Source organism: Salinicola avicenniae (genome assembly GCF_023736115.1).
Classification (GTDB): domain Bacteria; phylum Pseudomonadota; class Gammaproteobacteria; order Pseudomonadales; family Halomonadaceae; genus Salinicola; species Salinicola avicenniae.
The window spans coordinates 22911-43632 of the sequence record NZ_JAKQZC010000003.1 but is presented as its reverse complement, the minus strand read 5'-3'; the positions used below and the strand labels follow the sequence as shown (position 1 = coordinate 43632).

18 protein-coding genes are annotated in these 20722 nt (G+C 65.4%); 5 read left to right on the top strand and 13 right to left on the bottom strand.

Features of this window, described 5'->3' with window-relative positions; genetic code table 11:
- The first annotated feature begins 102 nt into the window (after positions 1 to 102).
- A complete protein-coding gene (locus tag MC381_RS06705) occupies positions 103 to 564 on the top strand; it encodes a MerR family transcriptional regulator (protein WP_251976967.1) in 462 nt (153 codons plus the stop codon).
- Positions 561 to 3365 (top strand): heavy metal translocating P-type ATPase, encoded by a 2805-nt coding sequence (locus MC381_RS06700; RefSeq protein WP_335342012.1) that lies wholly within the window; start codon positions 561 to 563, stop codon positions 3363 to 3365. The genes MC381_RS06705 and MC381_RS06700 overlap by 4 nt, the downstream gene beginning before the upstream one ends.
- 106 nt (positions 3366 to 3471) lie before the next feature.
- Here MC381_RS06700 and MC381_RS06695 read toward each other — a convergent pair whose 3' ends face one another.
- From MC381_RS06695 to ffh, 11 genes are all read right to left on the bottom strand, one after another.
- Positions 3472 to 4083: a YitT family protein gene (locus MC381_RS06695; RefSeq protein WP_251976966.1), complete on the bottom strand. Its 612-nt coding sequence runs from the start codon at positions 4081 to 4083 to the stop codon at positions 3472 to 3474.
- A gap of 256 nt (positions 4084 to 4339) precedes the next feature.
- Entirely contained in the window at positions 4340 to 6136 is a 1797-nt protein-coding gene (gene recJ / locus MC381_RS06690) for a single-stranded-DNA-specific exonuclease RecJ (RefSeq protein ID WP_251976965.1), read from the bottom strand.
- An 8-nt stretch (positions 6137 to 6144) separates the two neighbouring features.
- The gene (thrC, locus tag MC381_RS06685) at positions 6145 to 7533 is read right to left on the bottom strand and encodes a threonine synthase (RefSeq protein ID WP_251976964.1); all 1389 of its coding nucleotides are present in this window, start codon (positions 7531 to 7533) and stop codon (positions 6145 to 6147) included.
- A 91-nt stretch (positions 7534 to 7624) separates the two neighbouring features.
- Positions 7625 to 8941 (bottom strand): homoserine dehydrogenase, encoded by a 1317-nt coding sequence (locus MC381_RS06680; RefSeq protein ID WP_251976963.1) that lies wholly within the window; start codon positions 8939 to 8941, stop codon positions 7625 to 7627.
- 128 nt (positions 8942 to 9069) lie between these two features.
- Complete coding sequence (locus MC381_RS06675; protein WP_251976962.1) at positions 9070 to 9831, bottom strand: DsbC family protein; 762 nt, start codon at positions 9829 to 9831, stop codon at positions 9070 to 9072.
- A gap of 3 nt (positions 9832 to 9834) precedes the next feature.
- Positions 9835 to 10722 (bottom strand): site-specific tyrosine recombinase XerD, encoded by an 888-nt coding sequence (gene xerD, locus MC381_RS06670; RefSeq protein WP_251976961.1) that lies wholly within the window; start codon positions 10720 to 10722, stop codon positions 9835 to 9837.
- 137 nt (positions 10723 to 10859) lie between these two features.
- The gene (gene rplS / locus MC381_RS06665; protein WP_251976960.1) at positions 10860 to 11216 is read right to left on the bottom strand and encodes a 50S ribosomal protein L19; all 357 of its coding nucleotides are present in this window, start codon (positions 11214 to 11216) and stop codon (positions 10860 to 10862) included.
- Positions 11217 to 11334: 118 nt separating this feature from the next.
- Positions 11335 to 12099, bottom strand: a complete 765-nt coding sequence (trmD, locus tag MC381_RS06660) for a tRNA (guanosine(37)-N1)-methyltransferase TrmD (RefSeq protein WP_251976959.1) — start codon at positions 12097 to 12099, stop codon at positions 11335 to 11337.
- Between the two features lie 61 nt (positions 12100 to 12160).
- Positions 12161 to 12715, bottom strand: coding sequence for a ribosome maturation factor RimM (gene rimM / locus MC381_RS06655; RefSeq protein WP_251976958.1), 555 nt, complete (start codon positions 12713 to 12715; stop codon positions 12161 to 12163).
- A gap of 12 nt (positions 12716 to 12727) precedes the next feature.
- Positions 12728 to 12979, bottom strand: coding sequence for a 30S ribosomal protein S16 (gene rpsP, locus MC381_RS06650; protein WP_251976957.1), 252 nt, complete (start codon positions 12977 to 12979; stop codon positions 12728 to 12730).
- A gap of 171 nt (positions 12980 to 13150) precedes the next feature.
- Entirely contained in the window at positions 13151 to 14587 is a 1437-nt protein-coding gene (gene ffh / locus MC381_RS06645) for a signal recognition particle protein (RefSeq protein ID WP_251976956.1), read from the bottom strand.
- Positions 14588 to 14914: 327 nt separating this feature from the next.
- Here ffh and MC381_RS06640 point away from each other — a divergent pair, with 327 nt between their 5' ends.
- Positions 14915 to 15718 carry a cytochrome C assembly family protein gene (locus MC381_RS06640; protein ID WP_251976955.1) on the top strand — a complete coding sequence of 268 codons (804 nt, stop codon included), beginning with the start codon at positions 14915 to 14917 and terminating at the stop codon, positions 15716 to 15718.
- Between the two features lie 164 nt (positions 15719 to 15882).
- Positions 15883 to 17166: an HlyC/CorC family transporter gene (locus MC381_RS06635; protein ID WP_251976954.1), complete on the top strand. Its 1284-nt coding sequence runs from the start codon at positions 15883 to 15885 to the stop codon at positions 17164 to 17166.
- Between the two features lie 57 nt (positions 17167 to 17223).
- On the opposite strand, the gene MC381_RS06630 is transcribed toward MC381_RS06635, so the two are convergent.
- The gene (locus MC381_RS06630) at positions 17224 to 19125 is read right to left on the bottom strand and encodes an MFS transporter (RefSeq protein WP_251976953.1); all 1902 of its coding nucleotides are present in this window, start codon (positions 19123 to 19125) and stop codon (positions 17224 to 17226) included.
- Positions 19122 to 19736 carry a TetR/AcrR family transcriptional regulator gene (locus MC381_RS06625; protein ID WP_251976952.1) on the bottom strand — a complete coding sequence of 205 codons (615 nt, stop codon included), beginning with the start codon at positions 19734 to 19736 and terminating at the stop codon, positions 19122 to 19124. Before MC381_RS06625 ends, MC381_RS06630 begins: the two co-directional genes overlap by 4 nt.
- Positions 19737 to 20013: 277 nt before the next feature.
- Between MC381_RS06625 and MC381_RS06620 the strand changes: the two genes are divergently transcribed.
- A complete protein-coding gene (locus MC381_RS06620) occupies positions 20014 to 20688 on the top strand; it encodes an SOS response-associated peptidase (protein ID WP_251976951.1) in 675 nt (224 codons plus the stop codon).
- Positions 20689 to 20722 lie beyond the last annotated feature (34 nt).

The window sequence follows — 20722 nt, the reverse complement described above, 5'->3', positions numbered from 1 at the left end:
TGCATCTTAGGTGGAACAACGTTATGCCGGCTTCCCGCGAGCTTGACCTAGGTGTTACACATAGGTTCTAGGCTAATCACACGATAGCGCGAGGAGGCATCCATGAAGGTGTCCGAACTGGCCAAGGCGGCCGGCGTCACGGCAGAAACCGTACGCCATTACACGCGGCAGGGGCTGCTGACGCCGCAGCGGGATCCGGATAACGGTTACCAGCTGTTCGGCGCGCGCGACCTGGAACGGCTGCGCTTCATTCAGCGCGCCAGGACTCTCGGTTTCAGCCTCAAGGAGATCGCCGACATCCTCGCGCAGGCCGATCAGGGCGATTCCCCCTGTCCGCTGGTGCGCGACCTGCTGGCAGCGCGCCTACCTCAAATTCACGCTCGCATTCGCGAACTGCAGGCGCTGGCGGACCGCATGGAGCACGCCATGCGCGACTGGGCTCAGCTGCCCGACGGCACACCGGACGGACACAGCATCTGCCGCCTGATCGAACATACACCGACCGAGGGCATCTGCCCGACGGCCCCTGCCAACGGAGGCTGCCACGCCGGGAGGAAGGCTTGAACCGCTATCACTACACCGTCGAGGCCATGCACTGCCAAGGCTGTGTCGCCACGATTCGCAGAGCCATCGAGAGCGCCGATAACCAGGCACACATAGACGCCGAACCCACGGCGCACACGTTGACGGTGAGCACTTCGCTGGCGGCGCCGGCACTGGAGGCAGTACTCATCGACGCCGGCTATCCGCCGACGCCGGTCCCGAATCACACCGCATCGCGACATCACGACGAGAGCTTCGAGATTCCGGCCATGCACTGTCAGGGCTGCGTCAATCGCCTGCGCAGCGCGATACAGGACGAGGATGACACCGCCACGGTCGAGGGCGACCCGTCTCGTCATCGTCTTCAGGTCACCTCGACCCTGACGCGCACGGCACTGGAAGAACGGCTAAAGGCGGCCGGCTATCCGCCTCGCATGGAAGATGAAGAAGATGTTGAAGGTGAACAAGCAGAAAGTGAAGCACAGGAGGTGTTAGCCGAGACGACGGCGGCGCCTGAGGGGGCGGGCGATCACCAGACACCGCCGGCCGAGGACACCGAACGCGACACCAGCCTGATCCGGCTTTCGATCCAGGGCATGACCTGCGCCGGCTGCGTCAATACCGTGCAAAAGGCGCTGGCACAAACACCGGGGGTCGAGCGCGCGCAGGTCAACTTCGGCAGCGAGACAGCGCAGGTGACCGGCAACGTCGCCACTGCCGAGCTGGTCGCCGCCGTCGAAAGCGTCGGCTACGGCGCGGAACCGATCGAGGATCTGCGCCAGGCGAGCGAAAAGCGCCAGCGCAATGCGACAGCGCAGGCCAGGCGCCACGCCATCGAATCCGCCGTCAGTCTGGCGCTCGGCGTTCCCATGATGCTGGCGATGTTCTTCCACGAGCCGCGTATCGCCGGCGGCGAGCGCTGGCTCTGGGTCGCGCTGGGGCTGGCCACGCTAGGCGTGCTGGCAACCGCCGGCCGACGTTTCTTCGACGGCGCCTGGAAAGCCTTTCGCCACCATCAGGCCAACATGGATACGCTGATCGCGCTCGGCAGTGCCGCGGCCTGGCTCTATTCGATGGCCGTGCTGCTGTTTCCGGGCGCGATTCCCGAGGCTTCGCGTCACCTCTACTTCGAGGCCTCGCTGATGATCATCGGTCTGATCGGCATCGGTCAGACGCTGGAACTCAAGGCCCGCGGCCGGACCAGCCAGGCCCTGTCGCGCTTGCTCGACCTGCAGAGCCCGACCGCACGGGTCATCACCGCCGACGGCGAGCGGGATGTCGAGATCGACCGGGTCCAGGTCGACGATCGCATTCGCGTCCGCCCCGGCGAACGCCTGCCGGTGGACGGCGACGTCGAAGAGGGCGAAAGCTACATCGACGAATCGATGCTCACCGGCGAGCCCGATCCGGTACGCAAGGCCGTGGGCGATCGCGTCAGCGCCGGTACCGTCAACGGCCGCGGCGGGCTGGTCTACCGCACGACGCATGTCGGTGACGAGACTCGCCTGGGTCGGATCGTCGACCAGGTCTCCCGCGCCCAGGAGTCGAGACCGCCGATCGGCGCCCTGGCGGACAAGGTCTCGGCGATCTTCGTCCCCAGCGTCATGATCATCGCCGTGATCACCGCGCTGGTCTGGCTGAATGTCGGCCCGGCGCCGCAGCTGGTGCACATGCTGGTCGCCGCCACGACCGTGCTGATCATCGCCTGCCCTTGCGCGCTGGGTCTGGCCACACCGATCTCGACCATGATCGGGATCGGCAAGGCCGCCGAGTACGGCATCCTGATCCGCGATGGCGAAGCCCTGCAGACGGCCAGCCAGTTGACCACGCTGGTGGTCGACAAGACCGGCACGCTCACGGAGGGCAAACCGCGCGTGACCGACAGCCGCTACTGGCAGGAAGAAGCCCAGGTGCACGGCATCGTCGCCGCGTTGGAGCGCGGCTCCGAGCATCCCCTGGCCAGCGCCCTGCTGACCCACATCGGCGACACGGTCGACGCCGCGACGATCCACGACTTCGAGAGCCTGACCGGGCGCGGCGTCAGCGCCGTGCTCGAGGATGGACGCACCGTGCGACTCGGCAACGCCGCGCTGATGCGCGAGCACGACGTCGATCTGGCTACGGCGCAGGAGACGGCGGAGGCGTGGCAGGCTCGCGCCGCCAGCGTGATTTACCTGGCGATCGACGACCGCCTCGCCGCGCTCTTCGGCGTACGCGATGCCCTGCGCGACGACAGCCGTGAAGCCATCGCCCGGCTCCAGGCAGAAGGATTGACGGTGGTCATGCTCAGCGGCGACAGCCAGGCCGCCGCCGAGGCAATCGCTCGCGAAGCCGGTATCGACGAAGTGCGGGCCGAACTGATGCCGGAAGAGAAGCAGAACGCCATCGCCGAGCTGCAACGCCAAGGCGAGACGGTCGGCATGGTCGGTGACGGCATCAACGATGCGCCGGCCTTGGCGCGCGCCGAGGTCGGCTTCGCCATCGGCCAGGGGACCGATGTCGCCATCGAAAGCGCCGGCATCACCCTGATGCGCAACTCGCTGCATGGTGTCGGCGATGCCATCGCCATCAGCCGGGCGACGCTGGCCAACATCAAGCAGAACCTCTGGGGTGCCTTCGGCTACAACGCGCTGGGGATTCCGATCGCCGCCGGCGTGCTCTACCCGCTCACCGGCATGCTGCTGTCACCGATGCTCGCCGCGCTGGCGATGTCGCTGTCGTCGGTCACGGTGGTCAGCAACGCCAATCGCCTGCGCCTGTTCCGCCCTCGGCCGCCGCAGGCCCCATCGCACACGGCATCCACGCAGGAGGCGAAAGCATGACACTACTGCTCAACACGCTTGGCATCGCGCTGATCGCCTTGATCGTCTGGTGGTTCTGGCTGCGCGGCTAGACAAGGCGACGGCGCCCCCTCGGCAAGAGGCGGGGTCAGCTCTGGCTGACGCCCGTGTAGAGCCCGGGCCGATGATTGATGGTCAGAATCGCGCTCAGCACGACGGCGCCGAGAATCGAGTAGAGCACGTTGGACACCGGCAGCACGAAGAAGGCCGCCAGCATGATCAGGGTATCCAGGGCCATCTGCACCTTGCCGGCACGCCAGCCGTACTTGTCCTGCAGATAGACCGCGAGAATATTGAAACCGCCGAGACTGCCCCGGTGGCGAAACAGGAATAGCACGCCCAGCCCGATCAGGCTGCCACCGGCCAGCGCCGCGAACAGCGGATCGACCTCGCCGATTCGCAGCCAGTCCGGCAGCATCCACGAGATCCACGACAGCAGCGCCACCGCGGCGAAGGTCTTGAACGTGAAGTGATGACCGATCCGTCGCCAGGCCAGCCAGTAGAACGGCAGGTTGACGACGAAGAAGACCGGACCAAAGCTCCAGCCAGTCAGGTAGGTAACCAACAGCGCCATGCCGGCGGTACTGCCGATCAGGATCTGGGCATGGTGATACAGTGCCAGGCCCAGCGCGGCGCAGGTCGACCCCAGAATGATCGCCAGGACATCCTCGTAGGGACGGTGACGTTGCGTCGATTCCATCTCGAAATCCTTGTTGTTCGCGCCGCCGGGTAGGCAGCCGTGATCATGAACGGCGCTTGTGGCGCCTGAGGCAGGATTATAACGGCAATCGGCTCGGCGCAAGCCAAGGGGCGCGTAAACTCGGCGCAAGCTAAGGGGCGCGTAAAAGAGAGAGGCGAAATGGAAAGGCCAACGCGCGCGGGGCAGTGCCGAGATTCCCGGCGATTCGAGGGCGCGAGCGTGAGGCGTTCAGGCCGCGGAGAAGCGCTCCCGGCGTCTAGCAGCGCTCGGCGTGCTCGACCATCAGCTGCAGCGACTCCCGCCCTTTCCAGCGATTGCGCGAAAGCTTGAACGCGCAGCGCACGCGGTCGCCGACGGCCGTCGGGACCGGTTCGCCGGGGGCTAGCGCGCGAAACCAGATGGCTCGGTTGACGACGCCGTCGCAGGCGAGCTCGAGCATCAGGTGATTGCCGTCGGCGCCCACGGCACGCTGCTGCTCGATGACGAACTGGCCTTCAAACAGTGGCGCCTCGAACTCACGGCCATAAGGTGCCAGCGCCTCGAGCTCATCGAGCGTGGTCATCGTCAGCTGTGGCGCGTCCAGCTCGCCGTCCGTCCAGACCACCGGGTAGAGTTCACGACCGCCCAGTTGCTCGTCCACCGCCTGCCGTAGCGCCTCGCGAAAACGCTCCAGCTCGGCCAGCGGCACCCCCACGCCGGCCGCGCCACGATGGCCGCCAAATCGCGGCAGGCTCTCGGGCGCCAGCTCGAAGGTACGCTGTAGCGCAGCGCGCAGATGCAAGGCGTCGATCGAACGACCGGAGCCGGTCAACATCTCCGGCGCCATGGCTGGGGTCATGATCACCGTCGGGCGCCCATAGGCCTGAACCAGCCGCGAGGCGACGATCCCCTGCACACCTGCATGCCCCTCGGGCAGGTAGATCACCAGCACCGGCAGATCGCGGGCCAGCTGCGGCTGCGCCAGCCGACGCGCCTGATCGACCATGTCGGCTTCCAGCGCCTTGCGCGCCTGATTGTCGTCGTCGAGCATCTGCAGATGGCGGCGCGCGGTTGCCTCGTCGCTGGCCAGCATGAAGTGCAGCGCAGCGTAGGGGTCATCGAGCCGCGAGCGCGCATTGATGCGCGGGCCCATCTGAAATGCCAGCGTCTCGGCATCGAAGGGCACGCTATCGGCGCCCAGGCGCTCCGCCATCACGCGCCAGCAGGCGCTCTCCATGCGATTGATCAGTTGCAGGCCGTAGGTGACCACGGCGCGGTTGGCCGCGCTGGCGCCGAGCGAGACACAGTCGGCGACGGTGCCCAGCGCCACATAGGAGAGCCACGGCGACAGCTTCGGCGTGGAAGCGGAGAGCACGCCCTGCTCGATCAGTACCGCCCGTGTCAGCGACATCATCAGCCAGGCCACCATGCAGCCGGCAATGGTCTTGTCGGGGTAGGGACAGTCCTCACGCGTGGGATTGATGGTGGCATAGGCCGAGGCAGGCGGACCTGCCAGCGGCAAGGCATGGTGGTCGGTCACGACCACGTCGATCCCCGCCTCGCGCAAGCGCGCAATACGCGGCTCGTCGGAGGAGCCGCAGTCGGCGGTGATCACCAAGCTCGGCCGCGGCTCGAGCGCCAGGGTGCGTTCGACCAGCGGTAGACTGATGCCGTAGCCGTCGTTGATGCGGTGACCGATCAGGCTGTGGAGCTTCGAGGCCGGTACGCCGAAGAGTTCGGTCAGCGCTCGCAGCATCACCACATGTGACGTGATGCCGTCGACGTCGTAGTCGGTCAGGATGCCGATATGCTCGCCCTCCGCCACCGCCTGCGCGATGCGCTCGGCGCCGCGTCGGGCATCCTGCAGTTTCTCGGGGTGGCTCAAGTGACGCAGCGCCGGGGCGGTCAGCGCCTCGAGCGGGCCTTCGTGACCGGGCAAGCGCCCGGCCAGAATACGCGCCTGCAGTTCGCTGGTGCCGGCGTCCAGCGCCTGGCGATAGATCGCTTCGTCGCGCGGACGAGGCTGGATCCGACGGCGCGAGGGGTCATGGGCGGTTTCGCCAGCCTGATCCATCACCAGGCTCAGCGACGGTTGTCGGCGACGAACGCCTGCACCGCGGCCAGCGCCGCCGGCAGCACGCTGTAGCGCTCCTCGCGCTCAAGCAGGTCGTCCATGTGCGGCGGCAGCGGTACGCCGGCGAAACCCGCCTTGACCACGGCTTCCGCGAACTTGGCCGGATGCGCGGTCGCCAGCGTGATCACTGGCGTCGTGGCATCGGCGCGGGCCTGTTCGGCGGCGCGATAACCGGTCGCGGTATGCGGGTCGAGCAGCTCCTTGGTGCGATGGTGCGCGTCACGGATCACCTCGAGAATGGCGTTGTCATCGACGCTATAGCTCGCGAACTTCTGGCGCAGCTGGGCCAACGGCGCCTCCGCCAGTGCCGCCGGCTCGCGTTGGAAGCGCTCGAGCAGCTCGCGCACCGCCTCGCCGTCGCGATCGTAGGCGTCGAACAGCAAACGCTCGAAGTTGGACGAGACGACGATATCCATCGACGGTGCCAGCGTGGCGGCCAGCTCCTGCTTGGAAAAGTCGTTTTCGGCCAGCGTGCGGTGCAGGATGTCGTTGGCGTTGGTCGCGATGATGAACTGCTTGACCGGCAGCCCCATCTTGTAGGCCATGTAGCCGGCGAAGACGTTGCCGAAGTTGGCCGACGGCACGCAGAAGCTCACCTCGCGGTGCGGGGCGCCGAGCGCCACGCCAGCGGCGACGTAGTAGACGATCTGAGCCATGATCCGCGCCCAGTTGATCGAGTTCACCGCCACCAGCCGCGTGCCGTTGAGGAAGGACTGGTCGGCGAAGCTCGCCTTGACCATCGCCTGGGCGTCGTCGAAATTGCCCTCGATCGCGATATTGAAGACGTTATCGGCCAGCACCGAGGTCATCTGCCGGCGCTGCACCTCGGACACCCGGTTGTGCGGGTGCAGGATGAAGATGTCGAGATTGTCGCAGTGGCGGCACCCTTCGATCGCCGCCGAACCGGTGTCACCGGAGGTCGCCCCCATGATCACCGCCCGTTCGCCACGCTTGGCGAGGAAGTGATCGAGAAGGCGGCCCAGCAGCTGCAGCGCGACGTCCTTGAAGGCCAGCGTGGGGCCGTGGAACAGCTCCAGCAGGAAATGATTGCTGTCGAGCTGGTTGAGCGGCACCACGGCATCATGACTGAAGGTGGCGTAGGCCTCGCGCACCAGGCCGCGGAACGTGTCATCGTCGATCTCGCCGCCGACAAACGGCTTCATCACCCGAAAGGCAATCTCGGCATAGGAGAGCCCGGCCATGTCGGCCAGCTCGTCACGCGATAGCTGTGGCACCGTTTCCGGCACATAGAGACCGCCATCGCTGGCCATGCCGGTCAGCACCACTTCCTCGAAATTGAGCGCCGGCGCCTGCCCGCGCGTACTGATGTAACGCATCGTCATTTCCGTTCGGTAGTGAGCCGCTGGCCCGTGATTCGTATGCCCCGCCGCGGGAAAACGCCGCTATCGCCACCGCCCGCGCCGTGGCTTATTCCTGCTCGTCCAGGGATTCCACCCGAATCCGCGTCACCGGCCCGGCGATGTCGGCGAGCGACTCGAGCTGACGGATGGCCTCGTTCATGTGCTGCTCGCGCGTGCGGTGCGTCATCAGAATGATCGGGACCAGTTCGCCCTCGGTCGCTTCCTTCTGGATGATCGCCTCGATCGAGATCCCCTGCTCGGAAAGAATGGTCGCGACCCGGGCCAGCACGCCCGGCCGGTCCACCGCCAGCAGGCGCAGATAGTAGGCGGTGACGATCTCCTCCATCGGCAGGATAGGCAGGGCGTTGGCCTCGTCGTTGACGCCGCTGAAGGCGAGATAAGGCACGCGGTAGTGATGTGCGGTGGTGATGTCGCGCGCCACATCCAGCAGATCGGCGACGACCGCCGAGGCCGTCGGCTCGGCGCCGGCGCCGGCGCCGTAGTAGAGGGTCGGTCCGACCGCATCGCCCATCACCGAGATGGCGTTCTTGACGCCATGCACGTTGGCGAGCAGTCGCTCCTTGGGAATCAGGGTCGGATGCACGCGCAGCTCGACACCGTTGTCGCTGCGACGCGTGATCCCCAAGTGCTTGATGGTGTAGCCGAGATTGTCGGCCTGTTCCACGTCCTCGGCCGTGATACGGGCGATACCTTCCGTATAGGCGTGCTCGAACTGCAGCGGCAAGCCGAAGGCGATGGAGGCCAGAATGGTCAGCTTGTGCGCGGCGTCGATACCCTCGACGTCGAAGGTCGGGTCCGCTTCCGCATAGCCCAGCGCCTGCGCTTCGGCGAGCACGTCGTCGAAGGTGCGGCCTTCATCGCGCATGTGAGTGAGGATGTAGTTGCCGGTGCCGTTGATGATGCCGGCGAGCCACTGGATGCGATTGCCACCCAGGCCCTCGCGCAGTGACTTGATCACCGGAATGCCGCCAGCGACAGCCGCCTCGAACGCCACGATCACGCCCTTGGCGTGGGCCGCCCGGAAAATCTCGTTGCCATGAACGGCGATCAACGCCTTGTTGGCGGTCACCACGTGCTTGCCGTTTTCGATCGCGGTCATGACCAGCTCGCGCGCGACATCGTAGCCGCCGATCAGCTCCACCACCACGTCGATATCGGGGTTGCGGGCGACGTCGAAGATATCGCGCGTCACCTTGACGCCGGAGGTATCGCAGTCGGGATTGTCGCGACGCGCGCCGACCTGCTCGATCACGATCGGACGACCGGCACGTCGAGCGATTTCGTCAGCGTTGCGTGTCAGCACATCGAAGGTGCCACCGCCCACGGTGCCCAGACCGCAGATACCCACTCTCACCGGATTCAAGATGACACTCCCCCTGCTGATAATCGCTGACCGAATCGCCCTCCAGGCCGCACGTTGCGTGCTGAAGGGCGGTCACGGTAGAAAGCCCCGGCCCCCTTGTCAAGCAAGCCTGCGCGTTTCAGCCGCCGTCAGCCGTTCTCTCCGTCGTCGATGCCGAGCATGGCCGCCAGCCGCCCCGCGGGCAAATAGCCCGGCACCATCTTGCCGTCGGGGAAAATGATCGCCGGCGTGCCCTGGATACCGGACGCGACACCCAGCCGATACTGGCTGGCGATCGGCGCATCGCAGCGCTCGGTATTCGCCACCTCGTCCCCACGGAACGCCGCGCTCATCGCCTCGGAGCGATTGTCGGCACACCAAATGTTGGCCAGCTGACGCGCGGCGTCAGAGTTCGGCCCCATGCGCGGAAACGCCAGATAGTCGACCTGAATGCCCATCTCGTTGAGCTGCGCCATCTCGGCGTGCAGCTTGTGGCAGTAGGGGCAGGTGGTATCGGTAAAGACGGTCAGCCGTGCCTTGACGTCGCCAGCGGGTCGATAGACTACGCGCTGCGATTCCGGCACGGCATCGATCAACGCCTGACGACGTTCGTTGGCAGCCTGCTCGGTGAGGTTGACCATGCCGTCGTCGGTATTGCGATACAGATCGCCAACGACCATGTACTCGCCGTCACCATCGGCGTAGAGCGTATTGCCGCCGCTCAGACGTACCTCATAAAGCCCGGGAATCGGGGCCTCTTCGATCGACTCGATCGGCAGAGGCTGCCCGCCATGGGCATTGAGCTTATCGGCCAGGTCGGCCGGTGGCTCGGCCATCGCGGCAGGCGAGAGCGCGACGGCGGATAACGTAGTGCCGATCAGGGCGAGAGCGGACAGCAAACGACTTCTCATGGTTCAACCTCGTGGATGGTGTTCTGCGTGGAGCGCTTCCAGTCGCGCCTGGGCGACATGGGTATAGATCTGCGTGGTCGACAGATCGCTGTGACCGAGCAGCAACTGTACGACACGCAAATTGGCCCCATGATTCAATAGATGGGTCGCGAAGGCATGGCGCAGGGTATGCGGAGAGAGCGACTTGCCGATGGCGGCCAGCTCGGCGTAGTGCTTGAGACGATACCAGAAGGTCTGACGCGTCATGAAACCGTCGCGGCGCCCCGGAAATAACGGCGGCCGCCGAATATCCTGCATCAGCTCGTTACGGCCCTGACGCAAGTAACGCTCGAGCCAGGCAAGCGCCTCCTCACCGAGCGGTACCAGTCGCTCCTTGTCACCCTTGCCGCGCACCAGCACCACCCCCTGACGAAGATTGACCGCGCTGACCGTGAGCCCGACGAGTTCGGAAACACGCAAGCCGCAGGCGTAGAGCACTTCGAGCATGGTCCGGTCGCGCAGACCGAGCGGCGTCTCGGTGTCCGGCGCCCCCAGCAGACGATCGACGTCCGCCTCGTCCAGGGTGTCGGGCAAGCTGGGACGGATGCGCGGCGGCTGAATCTCTGCCAGCGGATCGTGGTGCATCAGCCCCTCCGCCAGCGCCCAGCGATAGAAACGCCGCAGGCAGGAGAGCTGACGTGCGATAGAGCGGGCGTGATGGGTCTCGCGACGCTGCTCGACAAAGGTGATCAGTGTCGTCTCGCCCGGGGCGAGCAGGCGCTCCTCGCAGGCGTCGAGGTAGGCAATCCAGCCGGAGAGATCGCGGCGATAGGCGCTCAGCGTGTGCTCGCTGACGCCGCGCTCCAGCCATAGCGCATCGAGAAAGGCATCGCGTCGATCAACGTCGTTCATGCGGAGTCTCTCGGTTCATGAGCCGATCATCGAAAAGGCATCAGCATAACGCAAAAACCCCGTGGGCCGAGCGGCCCACGGGGTTTTCAAGCTTGGCAATCGACAGCGCTCGGCGTGGCACCCGAGCGCCAGTCGAATCAGCCCAGCTTTTCCTTGATACGCGCGGACTTGCCGCTGCGCTCGCGGAGGTAGTACAGCTTGGCCTGACGCACGTCGCCGCGACGCTTGACTTCGATACCGGCGACCAGCGGGCTGTAGGTCTGGAAGGTACGCTCGACGCCAACACCGTGGGAGATCTTGCGCACGGTGAAAGCGGAGTTCAGACCGCGGTTGCGCTTACCGATGACGACGCCTTCGAATGCCTGGAGACGCTCGCGGTTGCCCTCGACGACCTTGACCTGAACGATGACGGTATCGCCGGGCGCGAACGCCGGGATTTCCTTGCTCATCTGCTCGGATTCGAGCGCCTGGATTATCTGATTCTTGCTGCTCATTGTTGCTGCTCCTGTCGGTGAAATGCCGGCGGTCTTTGCCGGACCATTCCATAACCCGGCGCTCGGCGCATGCCGGCGCGGAATCGTGAGTGACGCACAGGCGCGATGCCCTATCGCCCTATGCACCGCCGTCGCGTGCGACGTGTTCTTCGATGAATTCATCGAGCAGCCGCTGCTGCTCGCGATCCAACGTTTGGCTCTCCAGCAGATCCGGGCGCCTGAGCCAGGTACGCCCGAGGGATTGCTTCAGGCGCCAGCGGCGAATCGCCTCGTGGTTACCGCTCAGCAGCACTTCCGGCACCCGGTGATCATCGATCACCTCGGGTCGCGTATAGTGCGGGCAGTCGAGCAGCCCGTCGGCGAAGGAGTCCTCGCTCGCCGAATCGCGATGTCCCAGCACCCCGGGCACCTCGCGCGCCAGCGCATCGATCATCACCATCGCCGGCAGCTCGCCGCCGCTGAGCACATAGTCGCCGATCGACCACTCTTCATCGATGTCGGCGGCCACCACGCGCTCGTCGATACCCTCGTAGCGACCCGCCACGACGATGAGTCCGTCACGCGACGCCAGCTCCCGGGCCCCGGCCTGATCCAGTCGTCGCCCCTGTGGCGACAGATAGATCACTGTCGGCTGACACCCGGCCGCTTCGGCGCCGGCGCGTGCTTCGGCAAGCGCCCCACGCAGCGTATCGACCTTCATCAGCATGCCGGGGCCGCCACCATAGGGGCGATCATCGACCGTGCGATGCTTGTCCGTGGCGTAGTCCCGAGGATTCCAGAAAGCCATCTCGAGCAATCCGCGATCCACGGCGCGCCCCGTCACGCCGTGCCGGGTAATGGCCTCGAACATCTCCGGGAACAGGGAGACGACACCAATCCACACGGTACGCTTCTCCTACCCGTCGCTGGCGAGCCGAACTCGGCTGCCCTGCCTGGCCGGGACGTTAAAAATCGGGGTCCCAATCGACCGTCATGCGGCGCGCTTCCAGATCGACCCGCACGATCACGTCGTCGGGCAGAAACGGCAGCAGCCGCTCACGGTCGTCGAGACTGCCCTCGGCAGGCTTGACCACCAGGACATCGTTGGCGCCGGTCTCGAAAAGATGATCGACACGCCCCAGCTTGTCGCCGTCGCGCGTTTCGACCTCGAGGCCTTCCAGCTGATGCCAGTAATACTCGCCGCTATCCAGATCGGGTAGCGCCGATTTTTCCACCCACACGTCGACACCGGCCCACTGCTCGGCCAGTTCGCGCGTATCGATGCCTTCCAGTCGTACGACCAGGCCCTTGCCCTGCGGGCGCGCTTCGAGCAGCCGTCGCGAGGCGAGTGTGCCCTGACGCGACAGCACCCAGATCGGGTACTCGAAAATGCCCTCGGGCGGACTGGTGTACGAGTAGACCTTGAGCCAACCCTTCACGCCGTGCGGACTGGTCAGACGCCCCAGCAGCACATGCTGGGCTTCGTCGTCTTCCACTGTATGACTGACCGCTATCGGCATGATGATTCAGTCTCAGGCCTGGGCCTTGCGTGCTTCCTTGACCAGCTCGGCGACGCGCTCGGACATTTGCGCACCGTGAGACTGCCAGTGAGCGATACGTTCGAGATCGACGCGCAGACGCTCTTCCTGACCGCGAGCGATCGGATTGAAGAAGCCTACACGCTCGATGAAGCGGCCATCGCGGGAAACGCGAGAGTCGCTGACGGCCAGATGGTAGAAGGGACGCTTCTTGGCGCCACCACGTGCCAGACGAATGGTAACCATTGCGTTGATAATCCTTCGGTTAAGTTAATCGTTACGCCACGGAATCTAGTCTTCTCGGACCTACGCCCGAGACGAAGACGCAGCATTCTACGGAAAAGACCGCGACTTGGGAACCTTTTGTTGCCCTTGGGACGCCACGTCGCCGCACGCCCCATGCCTGGTCTCGCGACATCAGCGCCAGGGAAATCCGCCGCCGCCGCCGCCCGGGCCACCCATGCCGCCCGGACCACCCATGCCGCCAGGGCCACCCGGTCCGCCACCGCCGCCGCCCATCATGCCGGACATGCCGCGCATCATTTTCTGCATGCCGCCCTTCTGCCCGGCCTTCTTCATCATCTTCTGCATCTGCTTGTGCTGCTTCAGCAGTCGGTTGATATCAGGCACCTGCAGGCCGGCACCGGCGGAGATACGGCGCTTGCGCGAGCCGTTGATGATCTCGGGCTTGCGTCGCTCCTGGGGCGTCATCGAGTTGATCAATGCCTCGAGCTTGCCGAACTCCTGCTCGGCCCCCTTGTTCTGGGCCATTTCCGCCATCTGCCCCATGCCGGGCAGCTTGGACATCAGGCCACCCATGCCGCCCATCTTCTTGAGCTGCTGCAGCTGGTCGCGAAAATCCTCGAGATCGAACCCCTGCCCCTTCTTGACCTTCTTGGCCAGCTTCTCGGCCTGGCCCTTGTCGACATTGCGCTCGGCTTCCTCGATCAGCGACAGTACGTCGCCCATGCCGAGAATCCGCGATGCGACGCGGTCGGGGTGGAAGGGTTCCAGGGCATCGACCTTCTCGCCCATGCCCATGAACTTGATCGGCTTGCCGGTCACATGGCGTACCGAGAGCGCCGCCCCGCCCCGCGCATCACCGTCCGCCTTGGTCAGGATCACCCCGGTCAGCGGCAGCGCATCACGAAACGCCTTGGCGGTATTGGCAGCATCCTGGCCGGTCATCGCGTCGACGACAAACAGCGTTTCCTGCGGCTGGATCGCCTGATGCAGCGCCTGGATCTCGGCCATCATCGCCTCATCCACCGCCAGACGGCCGGCTGTATCGACGAGCACGACATCATGGAACTGGATCTTGGCGTGCTTGATCGCCGCCTCGGCGATAGCCACCGGCTGCTCGGCGCTGGTCGAGGGGAAGAAGTCGACCTCGACCTCCTTCGCCAGCGTCTCCAGCTGATCGATCGCCGCCGGGCGGTAGACGTCGGCGGAGACTACCAGCACCTTCTTCTTCTCGCGCTCGCGCAGGTACTTGGCCAGCTTGGCCACGGAGGTAGTCTTACCCGCCCCCTGCAGGCCCGCCATCAGCACGACCGAAGGCGCTCCCTTGAGGCTCAGGCTCTCGTTGGCCTGCCCCATGATCGCTTCCAGCTCCTGCTGGACGATCTTGACGAACTGCTGACCCGGCGAGAGGCTTTTCGAGACCTCCTGGCCGACCGCGCGCTCGCGCACGCGATCCACGAAGTCCTTGACGACCGGCAGCGCGACGTCGGCTTCCAGCAGCGCACGACGCACCTCGCGCAGGGTATCCTTGATGTTGTCCTCGGTCAGGCGAGCCTGGCCGGTAATCGACTTGAGCGTCTGCGACAAGCGATTGGAAAGACTTTCGAACATGGAACGCTCCGAGCGGCAATGCCGGGCGCCGAGCTCGTCGGCAACGGGCATGGCGGCGCCGTGAATAGAATTTGGGGCATCATTATACGCATGCCGAGCCGTTAGCTCCATGCGCCATGGCTGGGCGAGCTGGCGGGGAACCGGTATAGTGGCTGACGAATCGCGATTGACTCTCGTTCGAGCCTCGTCGCGATGCCAGCCATCGTCGCGCCGGGCCACCGAGACGTCCTCGGGCACGATGCTCGCGGACCGTTATGGCGGATCCGCTCTCTGGTTACTTCACCGTCACTGCGACCGCTTCGGTCGCGCAACGAGGCAAAATCACCGATGCCGGCGCTCCCCTTCGCCCTTGTCGCTATTGTCTGCTATCTCGCTGCCGGGCTCTGGCAGAGCCTCAGTCTGGCGCGGCGCGTCGCCGAACGTCCCGGCTGGGTACGCAGTATCGGCCTGGCGGCGCTGGCCTGTCACGGCGTGATCCTGGGGCTGGTAGTACTCGGCCCGCATGGCCTGCATCTCGGCCTGACCCAAAGCGCGGCCCTGGCCGGCTGGCTGGTGGTGGCACTGCTTTTGCTGGTGAGCCTGTTCAAGCCCGTGCTCAACGCCGGTGTCTGTGTCTTTCCTTTGGCGGCCGTGACCATCGTCGCGGCCATCGGCATGCCCAGCACGATGACCGAATCCGGCGTCTCGCCCGGCCTCTACTTCCATATCCTGAGTTCGATCGCGGCCTTCGCGTTTCTGGCTATCGCTGCCGTGCAGGCACTGCTGGTCGCCTTCCAGCACCAGGCACTCAAGCGGCGCCAGACCGGCGGCATCGTGCAGGTCCTGCCGCCGCTGACGCGCATGGAACAGCTGCTGTTCGAACTGATCTGGTGCGGGATGCTGCTACTGACGGTGGCCATCGTCAGCGGCTTCCTGTTCGTCGACAATCTGTTCGCGCAGCACTTGGCGCACAAGACCATCCTCTCCCTGCTCGCCTGGCTGATCTTCGCCGGGCTGCTCGCCGGCCACCACTATCTCGGCTGGCGCGGCCCCAAGGCCGTGCGCTGGACGCTACTCGGCGCCGGGGTGCTCGTCATGGCCTTCTTCGGCACCAAGTTCGTGCTCGAATACGTCTTCCACTACAACGCCTGAGCCGATATACCAATGTTCACGCCCGGGTGTCCGGATACGATCGTCCGAGCCGCGGGGTAGGGACAAAGGCAGCGGCACGAGACAACAGCGCCCGCCTCCCGGCGTTGACAGCCCGCGGGCAACCCCCTACAACAATCTGACAATTCCACGAGGAAATCCCCGTCTTGAGTGACGACATACCCTTGGGCCTGATGCTGGGCCTGCTCTTCGTTCTGGTCTGCCTGTCGGCATTTTTCTCCAGTTCCGAAACCGGCATGATGTCGATCAACCGCTATCGGTTGAATCACCAGGCAGCAAGCGGATCGCGCTCGGCCCGCCGTGTAGCCGAGCTGCTCAAGCGACCGGACCGCCTGCTCGGCGTCATCCTGATCGGCAATAACCTGGTCAACAACCTGGCCGCCTCGATCGCTACTATCGTCGCCATCCACTTCTTCGGCGATGTCTCCGGCCCCGCCATCGCCACCCTGGCCCTGACTATCGTGGTGCTCATCTTCGGCGAGGTGACACCAAAGACCTATGCCGCCATTCGCCCGGATCGCATCGCCTTGCCGGCCTCGGTCGTACTGTCGCCGCTGCTGCGGCTGTTCTATCCGATGGTGTGGCTGGTCAATGCCATCTCCAACTCGCTGCTGCGGCTGATCGGCGTGCGCCACCTGGAGGCGGGCAAGGATAGCCTGACCCGCGACGAGCTACGCAGCGTGGTCCATGAGGCCGGTTCGTTGATCCCGAGCCGCCACCAAGCGATGCTGCTCTCTGTTCTCGACCTGGAAAACGTCACCGTCAATGACATCATGGTGCCGCGCCACGAGATCATCGGGCTCGATCTGGACGACGACCTCGAGACCCTGCTGACGCAGATTCGCCAGAGCCAGCACAACCGACTGCCGATCTACAAGGGTGACATCAACAACATCATCGGCATCCTGCATCTACGCAACGCCTCGCGCTTCATGAGCAAACCGGATCTGTCCAAGGCCTCGATCGTGCAGGAGGCACGCGAGCCCTATTTCGTGCCGGAGTCGACGCCGCTGCACACGCAACTGCTCAATTTTCAGCAGCAGAAACGCCGCATCGGGGTGGTCGTGGACGAGTACGGTGACGTGCAGGGACTGGCAACGCTGGAGGACATTCTCGAGGAGATCGTCGGCGAGTTCACCACGGACGTCGCCGCCACCTACCGCGACATCCACCCGCAGACCGACGGCGCCTACGTGATCGAGGGTACGGCCAACATTCGCGAACTCAACAAGGCACTGGGCTGGCAACTGCCGACGGACGGCCCCAAGACCCTGAACGGGCTGATCCTCGAGCACCTGGAGGCGTTCCCCGACGCTCAGGCGTGCCTGCAGATCGGCGCCACGCGCTTCGAGATCCTCGATATCAAGGACAACCTGATCACCTCGGTCCGCTGCTGGCAGCAGGGCGTTCGGCGGCGCAGCAGCGAGTAAGAGTAAGAAACAGAGGATGGAGACGCGGCAAGGCGAACGCCGAGAAGGCGACGCCCCCTAGACCGGCGTGCCGAGGCGTCGCGCCAGACGCTTGTCGCCGGCACGCTTGAGCCCGCGCACGCGACGCTCCAGCGTGCGGCGCGGCGAGTACCCCGCGGGGATCGGCTCCCCGAAAACCAGCAGCACGCGAGCCCGCAAGCGGCGCGGCCACTTGCTCAGCGCCTTGCCGTCCTTGTTCGAGGTCCACGACCCCCACAGGCCGGAGAGCGCCGCTGGCACCACCGGCACCGGATCTCGCGCCAGCACCAGGTCCAGCCCCCGACGGAAGGCGTGGACGTCGCCGTCGGGCGTGAGCCGGCCCTCGGGAAAGATCATCACCACTTCGCCGTTGCGCAATGCCCGGCTGACCTCCTCCAGCGCGCGACGCACACCGCCCGGATCGCGCCGGTCCGAATCCACCGGAATCGCCCCGGCGATACGGAAGAACCAGTTGAGCCACGGTGACTCGTAGATCGGGCGATCCATCATGAAACGCAGCGGGCGCGGACAAGCCCCGCCCAGCACCAGCGCATCCATGAAGCTGACATGGTTGCAGACCACCAGCGCCGGACCTTCCGCCGGCACATTGTGGCGGCCACGACAGCGCAGACGGTAGAGCACGCGCACCAGCGCAAAGATGCTCAAGCGCAGCGCCGGGCGCGGGTTGCGAACCAGCAGCAGGACGCCTAGCGTCAGCGTCAGCCAACCCAGACAGGCAAACAGCGTCGTCAGGGGCAGAGCCAGCACGCTCAGCATCACGATGCCGAAGGCGGCCGCCAGAATCATGAACAACGCATTCAGAATGTTATTGGCGGCGACCACCCGCGCCCGCCGCGCCTCCGGGCTGGCCAGCTGCATCAGCGTGTAGAGCGGTACGCTGTAGAGGCCGCCCCCCAGGCCGACGAGGGCCAGCAGCGTGCTCATGCGCCAGAAGTCGGTCATCTGCAGCAGCGCGACCAGCGCCAGATGCTCGCCGGGCAAGGGCCCCTGAGCCGCCAGTTCGATGCCGGAAACCCCGATCACCAGCGCTCCGAGCGGCACCAGCCCCAATTCCAGACGACCTGCGGAAAGGCGTGCACAGAGCAGCGCGCCCAGACCGACGCCGACGGCAAAGGCGCCGATCATGAAGCTCACCGCTCCCTCGCTGCCGTGCACCACGTCACGCACCCACGCCGGCAGCTGGGTCAGATAGCAGGCACCGAGGAACCAGAAGAAGCTGATACCGAACAGCGCCGCACGCACGTTGCGCCCGCGCAAACCATCTCGCAGGACACGCCAGCTGCCGGAGAACGGTCGCCACGGCACGCGCCCGTGCTCGCTCGGCGGCGCCGGTGGAATCCCCAGACTGGCGACAACGCCGACCAGGGCGATGACGATCAGCGCCCCGGCAATCGCCGCCCGCGCCCAGGCGCCCTCCAGCGAGGCCAGTACGCCTGCCAGCAGCGTGCCCAGCAGAATCGACACGAAGGTCCCCAGATTGACCCAGGCATTGCCGCGCAGCAGCTCCGTCGCGGCCAGGTGCTGCGGCAGAATCGCGTATTTGACCGGCCCGAACAGGGCCGACTGCGTGCCCATCATGAACAGCAACGCCAGCAGCAGACCGAACGCTTCGAACCAGATCGCCGCCGCCGCGACCAGCATGGTCACGAGCTCGAGTAGCTTGAGTCGGCGTACCAGCCGCTGCTTGTCCAGATGATCGGCGAGCGTGCCGCCCCAGGCGGAGAAGAGAAAGAACGGCAGGATGAAGAGACCCGCGGCGAGATTGTTGAGCAGCCCGGTATCCCAGCCATAGCGAGGTACCGCGACAAACGTCAACAGCAGCAGCAGGACATTCTTGAACAGGTTATCGTTGAAGGCGCCGAGCGCCTGGGTCCAGAAGAAGGGCGCAAACCGGCGCTGCGTGAGCAACCCGGGGGTCACGAGGCGTCTGGCAGGTGACGCAGCCCGGCCAGTGTGGTCGAGAGCAGCTGATCGAGCAGCTCTCCGACCGCCATCGGCTGCCCCTGCCAGTAACCGAGACGATCATTGAGCCCCAGCTGCACCAGACCGTGAACGCTACCCCAGAGCGTCCGCGCCATACGCCGCGCCGTGGCATCATCCAGCGTCGGCTGGTGGACTTTCAGGGCACTTTCGACGCGCACGAACAGCGCTTCGATAATATGATTCTGACGCTCGTCCAGCTCGCCTTCCTCGGCCAGCGGAAACTCGAACAGCATCTGCCAGCGGTGGGGCTCTTCGTGAGCATAATGCCAATAGGCGTGGGCCAGCGCCTTGAGCAGCGGCTCCGGCTCGCTCTCGTCCAGGCTCGCGACCGCCTTGCCCATGCGATCGAGAGTCTCGATATTGACGTACTGCAGCAGGTTGCTGAAGCTGCCGTAGAGTTTGAGCAGCGTGCTCGGCGCACAGCCGACGTCACGAGCTAACGAACGCAGCGACAGCGTATGCACGGGGTTGTCGCACAACCAGGCGTCGCAGGCGGCCATGACCTGCGCATGAAGCGCCTCGGGAGCGTGCTGTCGCGGTCGAGCCATCGGGTCCCTCGCTCGGAATAGTGGTGAAGCGCTGCCGAATCCCGCTTGCCGGGAATCTTGTCGTGATTTTAAATCGAACAGCGTTTCCTAGCATATCGTCAATGTGCGTAAACGCAAGCTTATGCGCATTAACGCGACGATTTCGCAAGTGTTTTGCGCTCGCCGGCGGGAGTGTCCGGTGCGTTCCGCTGACGCGCCGGCGAATACGCCTTGGCCCAGGCTCGGCAGTGGCATAGGCTGTTGCCCGCCGCCTCATGTCACCGCGAAAGGAGAAACCATGGCCGGTCGCCTGCATATCGACGACTGGACTCGCGATCGCACACTGCCGGGCTTTCGCAGCAGCGAGCCGCCCATCCTGACGCCCAACGCGGCTCCCCGCCGCTGGCTGTCGATCCTGCGTCATGAAGCGGGAGAGACCGTTCTGCGGGAGGCCTTCTGGGGGCTGACGCCGACCTGGCTCAAGGTGCTCGACCATGCCCCGCACTGCGCCCGCGCCGAGTCGCTGCAAGAACGGCCCATGTTCCGCGAGGCGCTGGCATCACGTCGCTGCCTGCTGCCGGTTTCCGGGATCTATGTCTGGCAGCCGGGCCTACGCGGCAAGCAGCCGTTTCTGATCACTCGTACCGATCGTGGCCCGCTGCTGCTCGCGGCGCTATGGTCGCGCTACGCGCTGGATAGCCAGGTATCGCGAGACTCTTTCGCTTTGATCACCGTCCCGGTCTCGGCGTTCGTCGCGCCGCTCAGCGAGCGTCTGCCGGCGATTATCGATTCGCGGCAGGCGGCCACCTGGCTCGCGGCAGATACCGCAACGGACCACGCCGAAGCCCTGCTCGAACCGGCAGACCGGGAACTGTTGGGCGCTTTTCCGGTCTCGAAGCGAGTGAACGATCCCGCGCACCAGGAGTGGGCCTGCGCGTATCCGGTCGGCCCCATGCGCGTCTGGACGCCATGATTGCCGGCAAGGCGCTTATGCCGTGCCCATGCCG

Bases quoted from the DNA above. Each gene is read 5' to 3' on its own strand.
- MC381_RS06620 (WP_251976951.1), top strand. From the start codon at position 20,014: ATGGCCGGTCGCCTGCATATCGACGACTGGACTCGCGATCGCACACTG.
- MC381_RS06640 (WP_251976955.1), top strand. From the start codon at position 14,915: ATGCCGGCGCTCCCCTTCGCCCTTGTCGCTATTGTCTGCTATCTCGCT.
- MC381_RS06675 (WP_251976962.1), bottom strand. From the start codon at position 9,831: ATGAGAAGTCGTTTGCTGTCCGCTCTCGCCCTGATCGGCACTACGTTA.
- ffh (WP_251976956.1), bottom strand. From the start codon at position 14,587: ATGTTCGAAAGTCTTTCCAATCGCTTGTCGCAGACGCTCAAGTCGATT.
- thrC (WP_251976964.1), bottom strand. From the start codon at position 7,533: ATGCGTTACATCAGTACGCGCGGGCAGGCGCCGGCGCTCAATTTCGAG.
- MC381_RS06705 (WP_251976967.1), top strand. From the start codon at position 103: ATGAAGGTGTCCGAACTGGCCAAGGCGGCCGGCGTCACGGCAGAAACC.
- MC381_RS06695 (WP_251976966.1), bottom strand. From the start codon at position 4,083: ATGGAATCGACGCAACGTCACCGTCCCTACGAGGATGTCCTGGCGATC.
- MC381_RS06625 (WP_251976952.1), bottom strand. From the start codon at position 19,736: ATGGCTCGACCGCGACAGCACGCTCCCGAGGCGCTTCATGCGCAGGTC.
- rplS (WP_251976960.1), bottom strand. From the start codon at position 11,216: ATGAGCAGCAAGAATCAGATAATCCAGGCGCTCGAATCCGAGCAGATG.
- rimM (WP_251976958.1), bottom strand. From the start codon at position 12,715: ATGCCGATAGCGGTCAGTCATACAGTGGAAGACGACGAAGCCCAGCAT.
- xerD (WP_251976961.1), bottom strand. From the start codon at position 10,722: ATGAACGACGTTGATCGACGCGATGCCTTTCTCGATGCGCTATGGCTG.
- rpsP (WP_251976957.1), bottom strand. From the start codon at position 12,979: ATGGTTACCATTCGTCTGGCACGTGGTGGCGCCAAGAAGCGTCCCTTC.
- recJ (WP_251976965.1), bottom strand. From the start codon at position 6,136: ATGGATCAGGCTGGCGAAACCGCCCATGACCCCTCGCGCCGTCGGATC.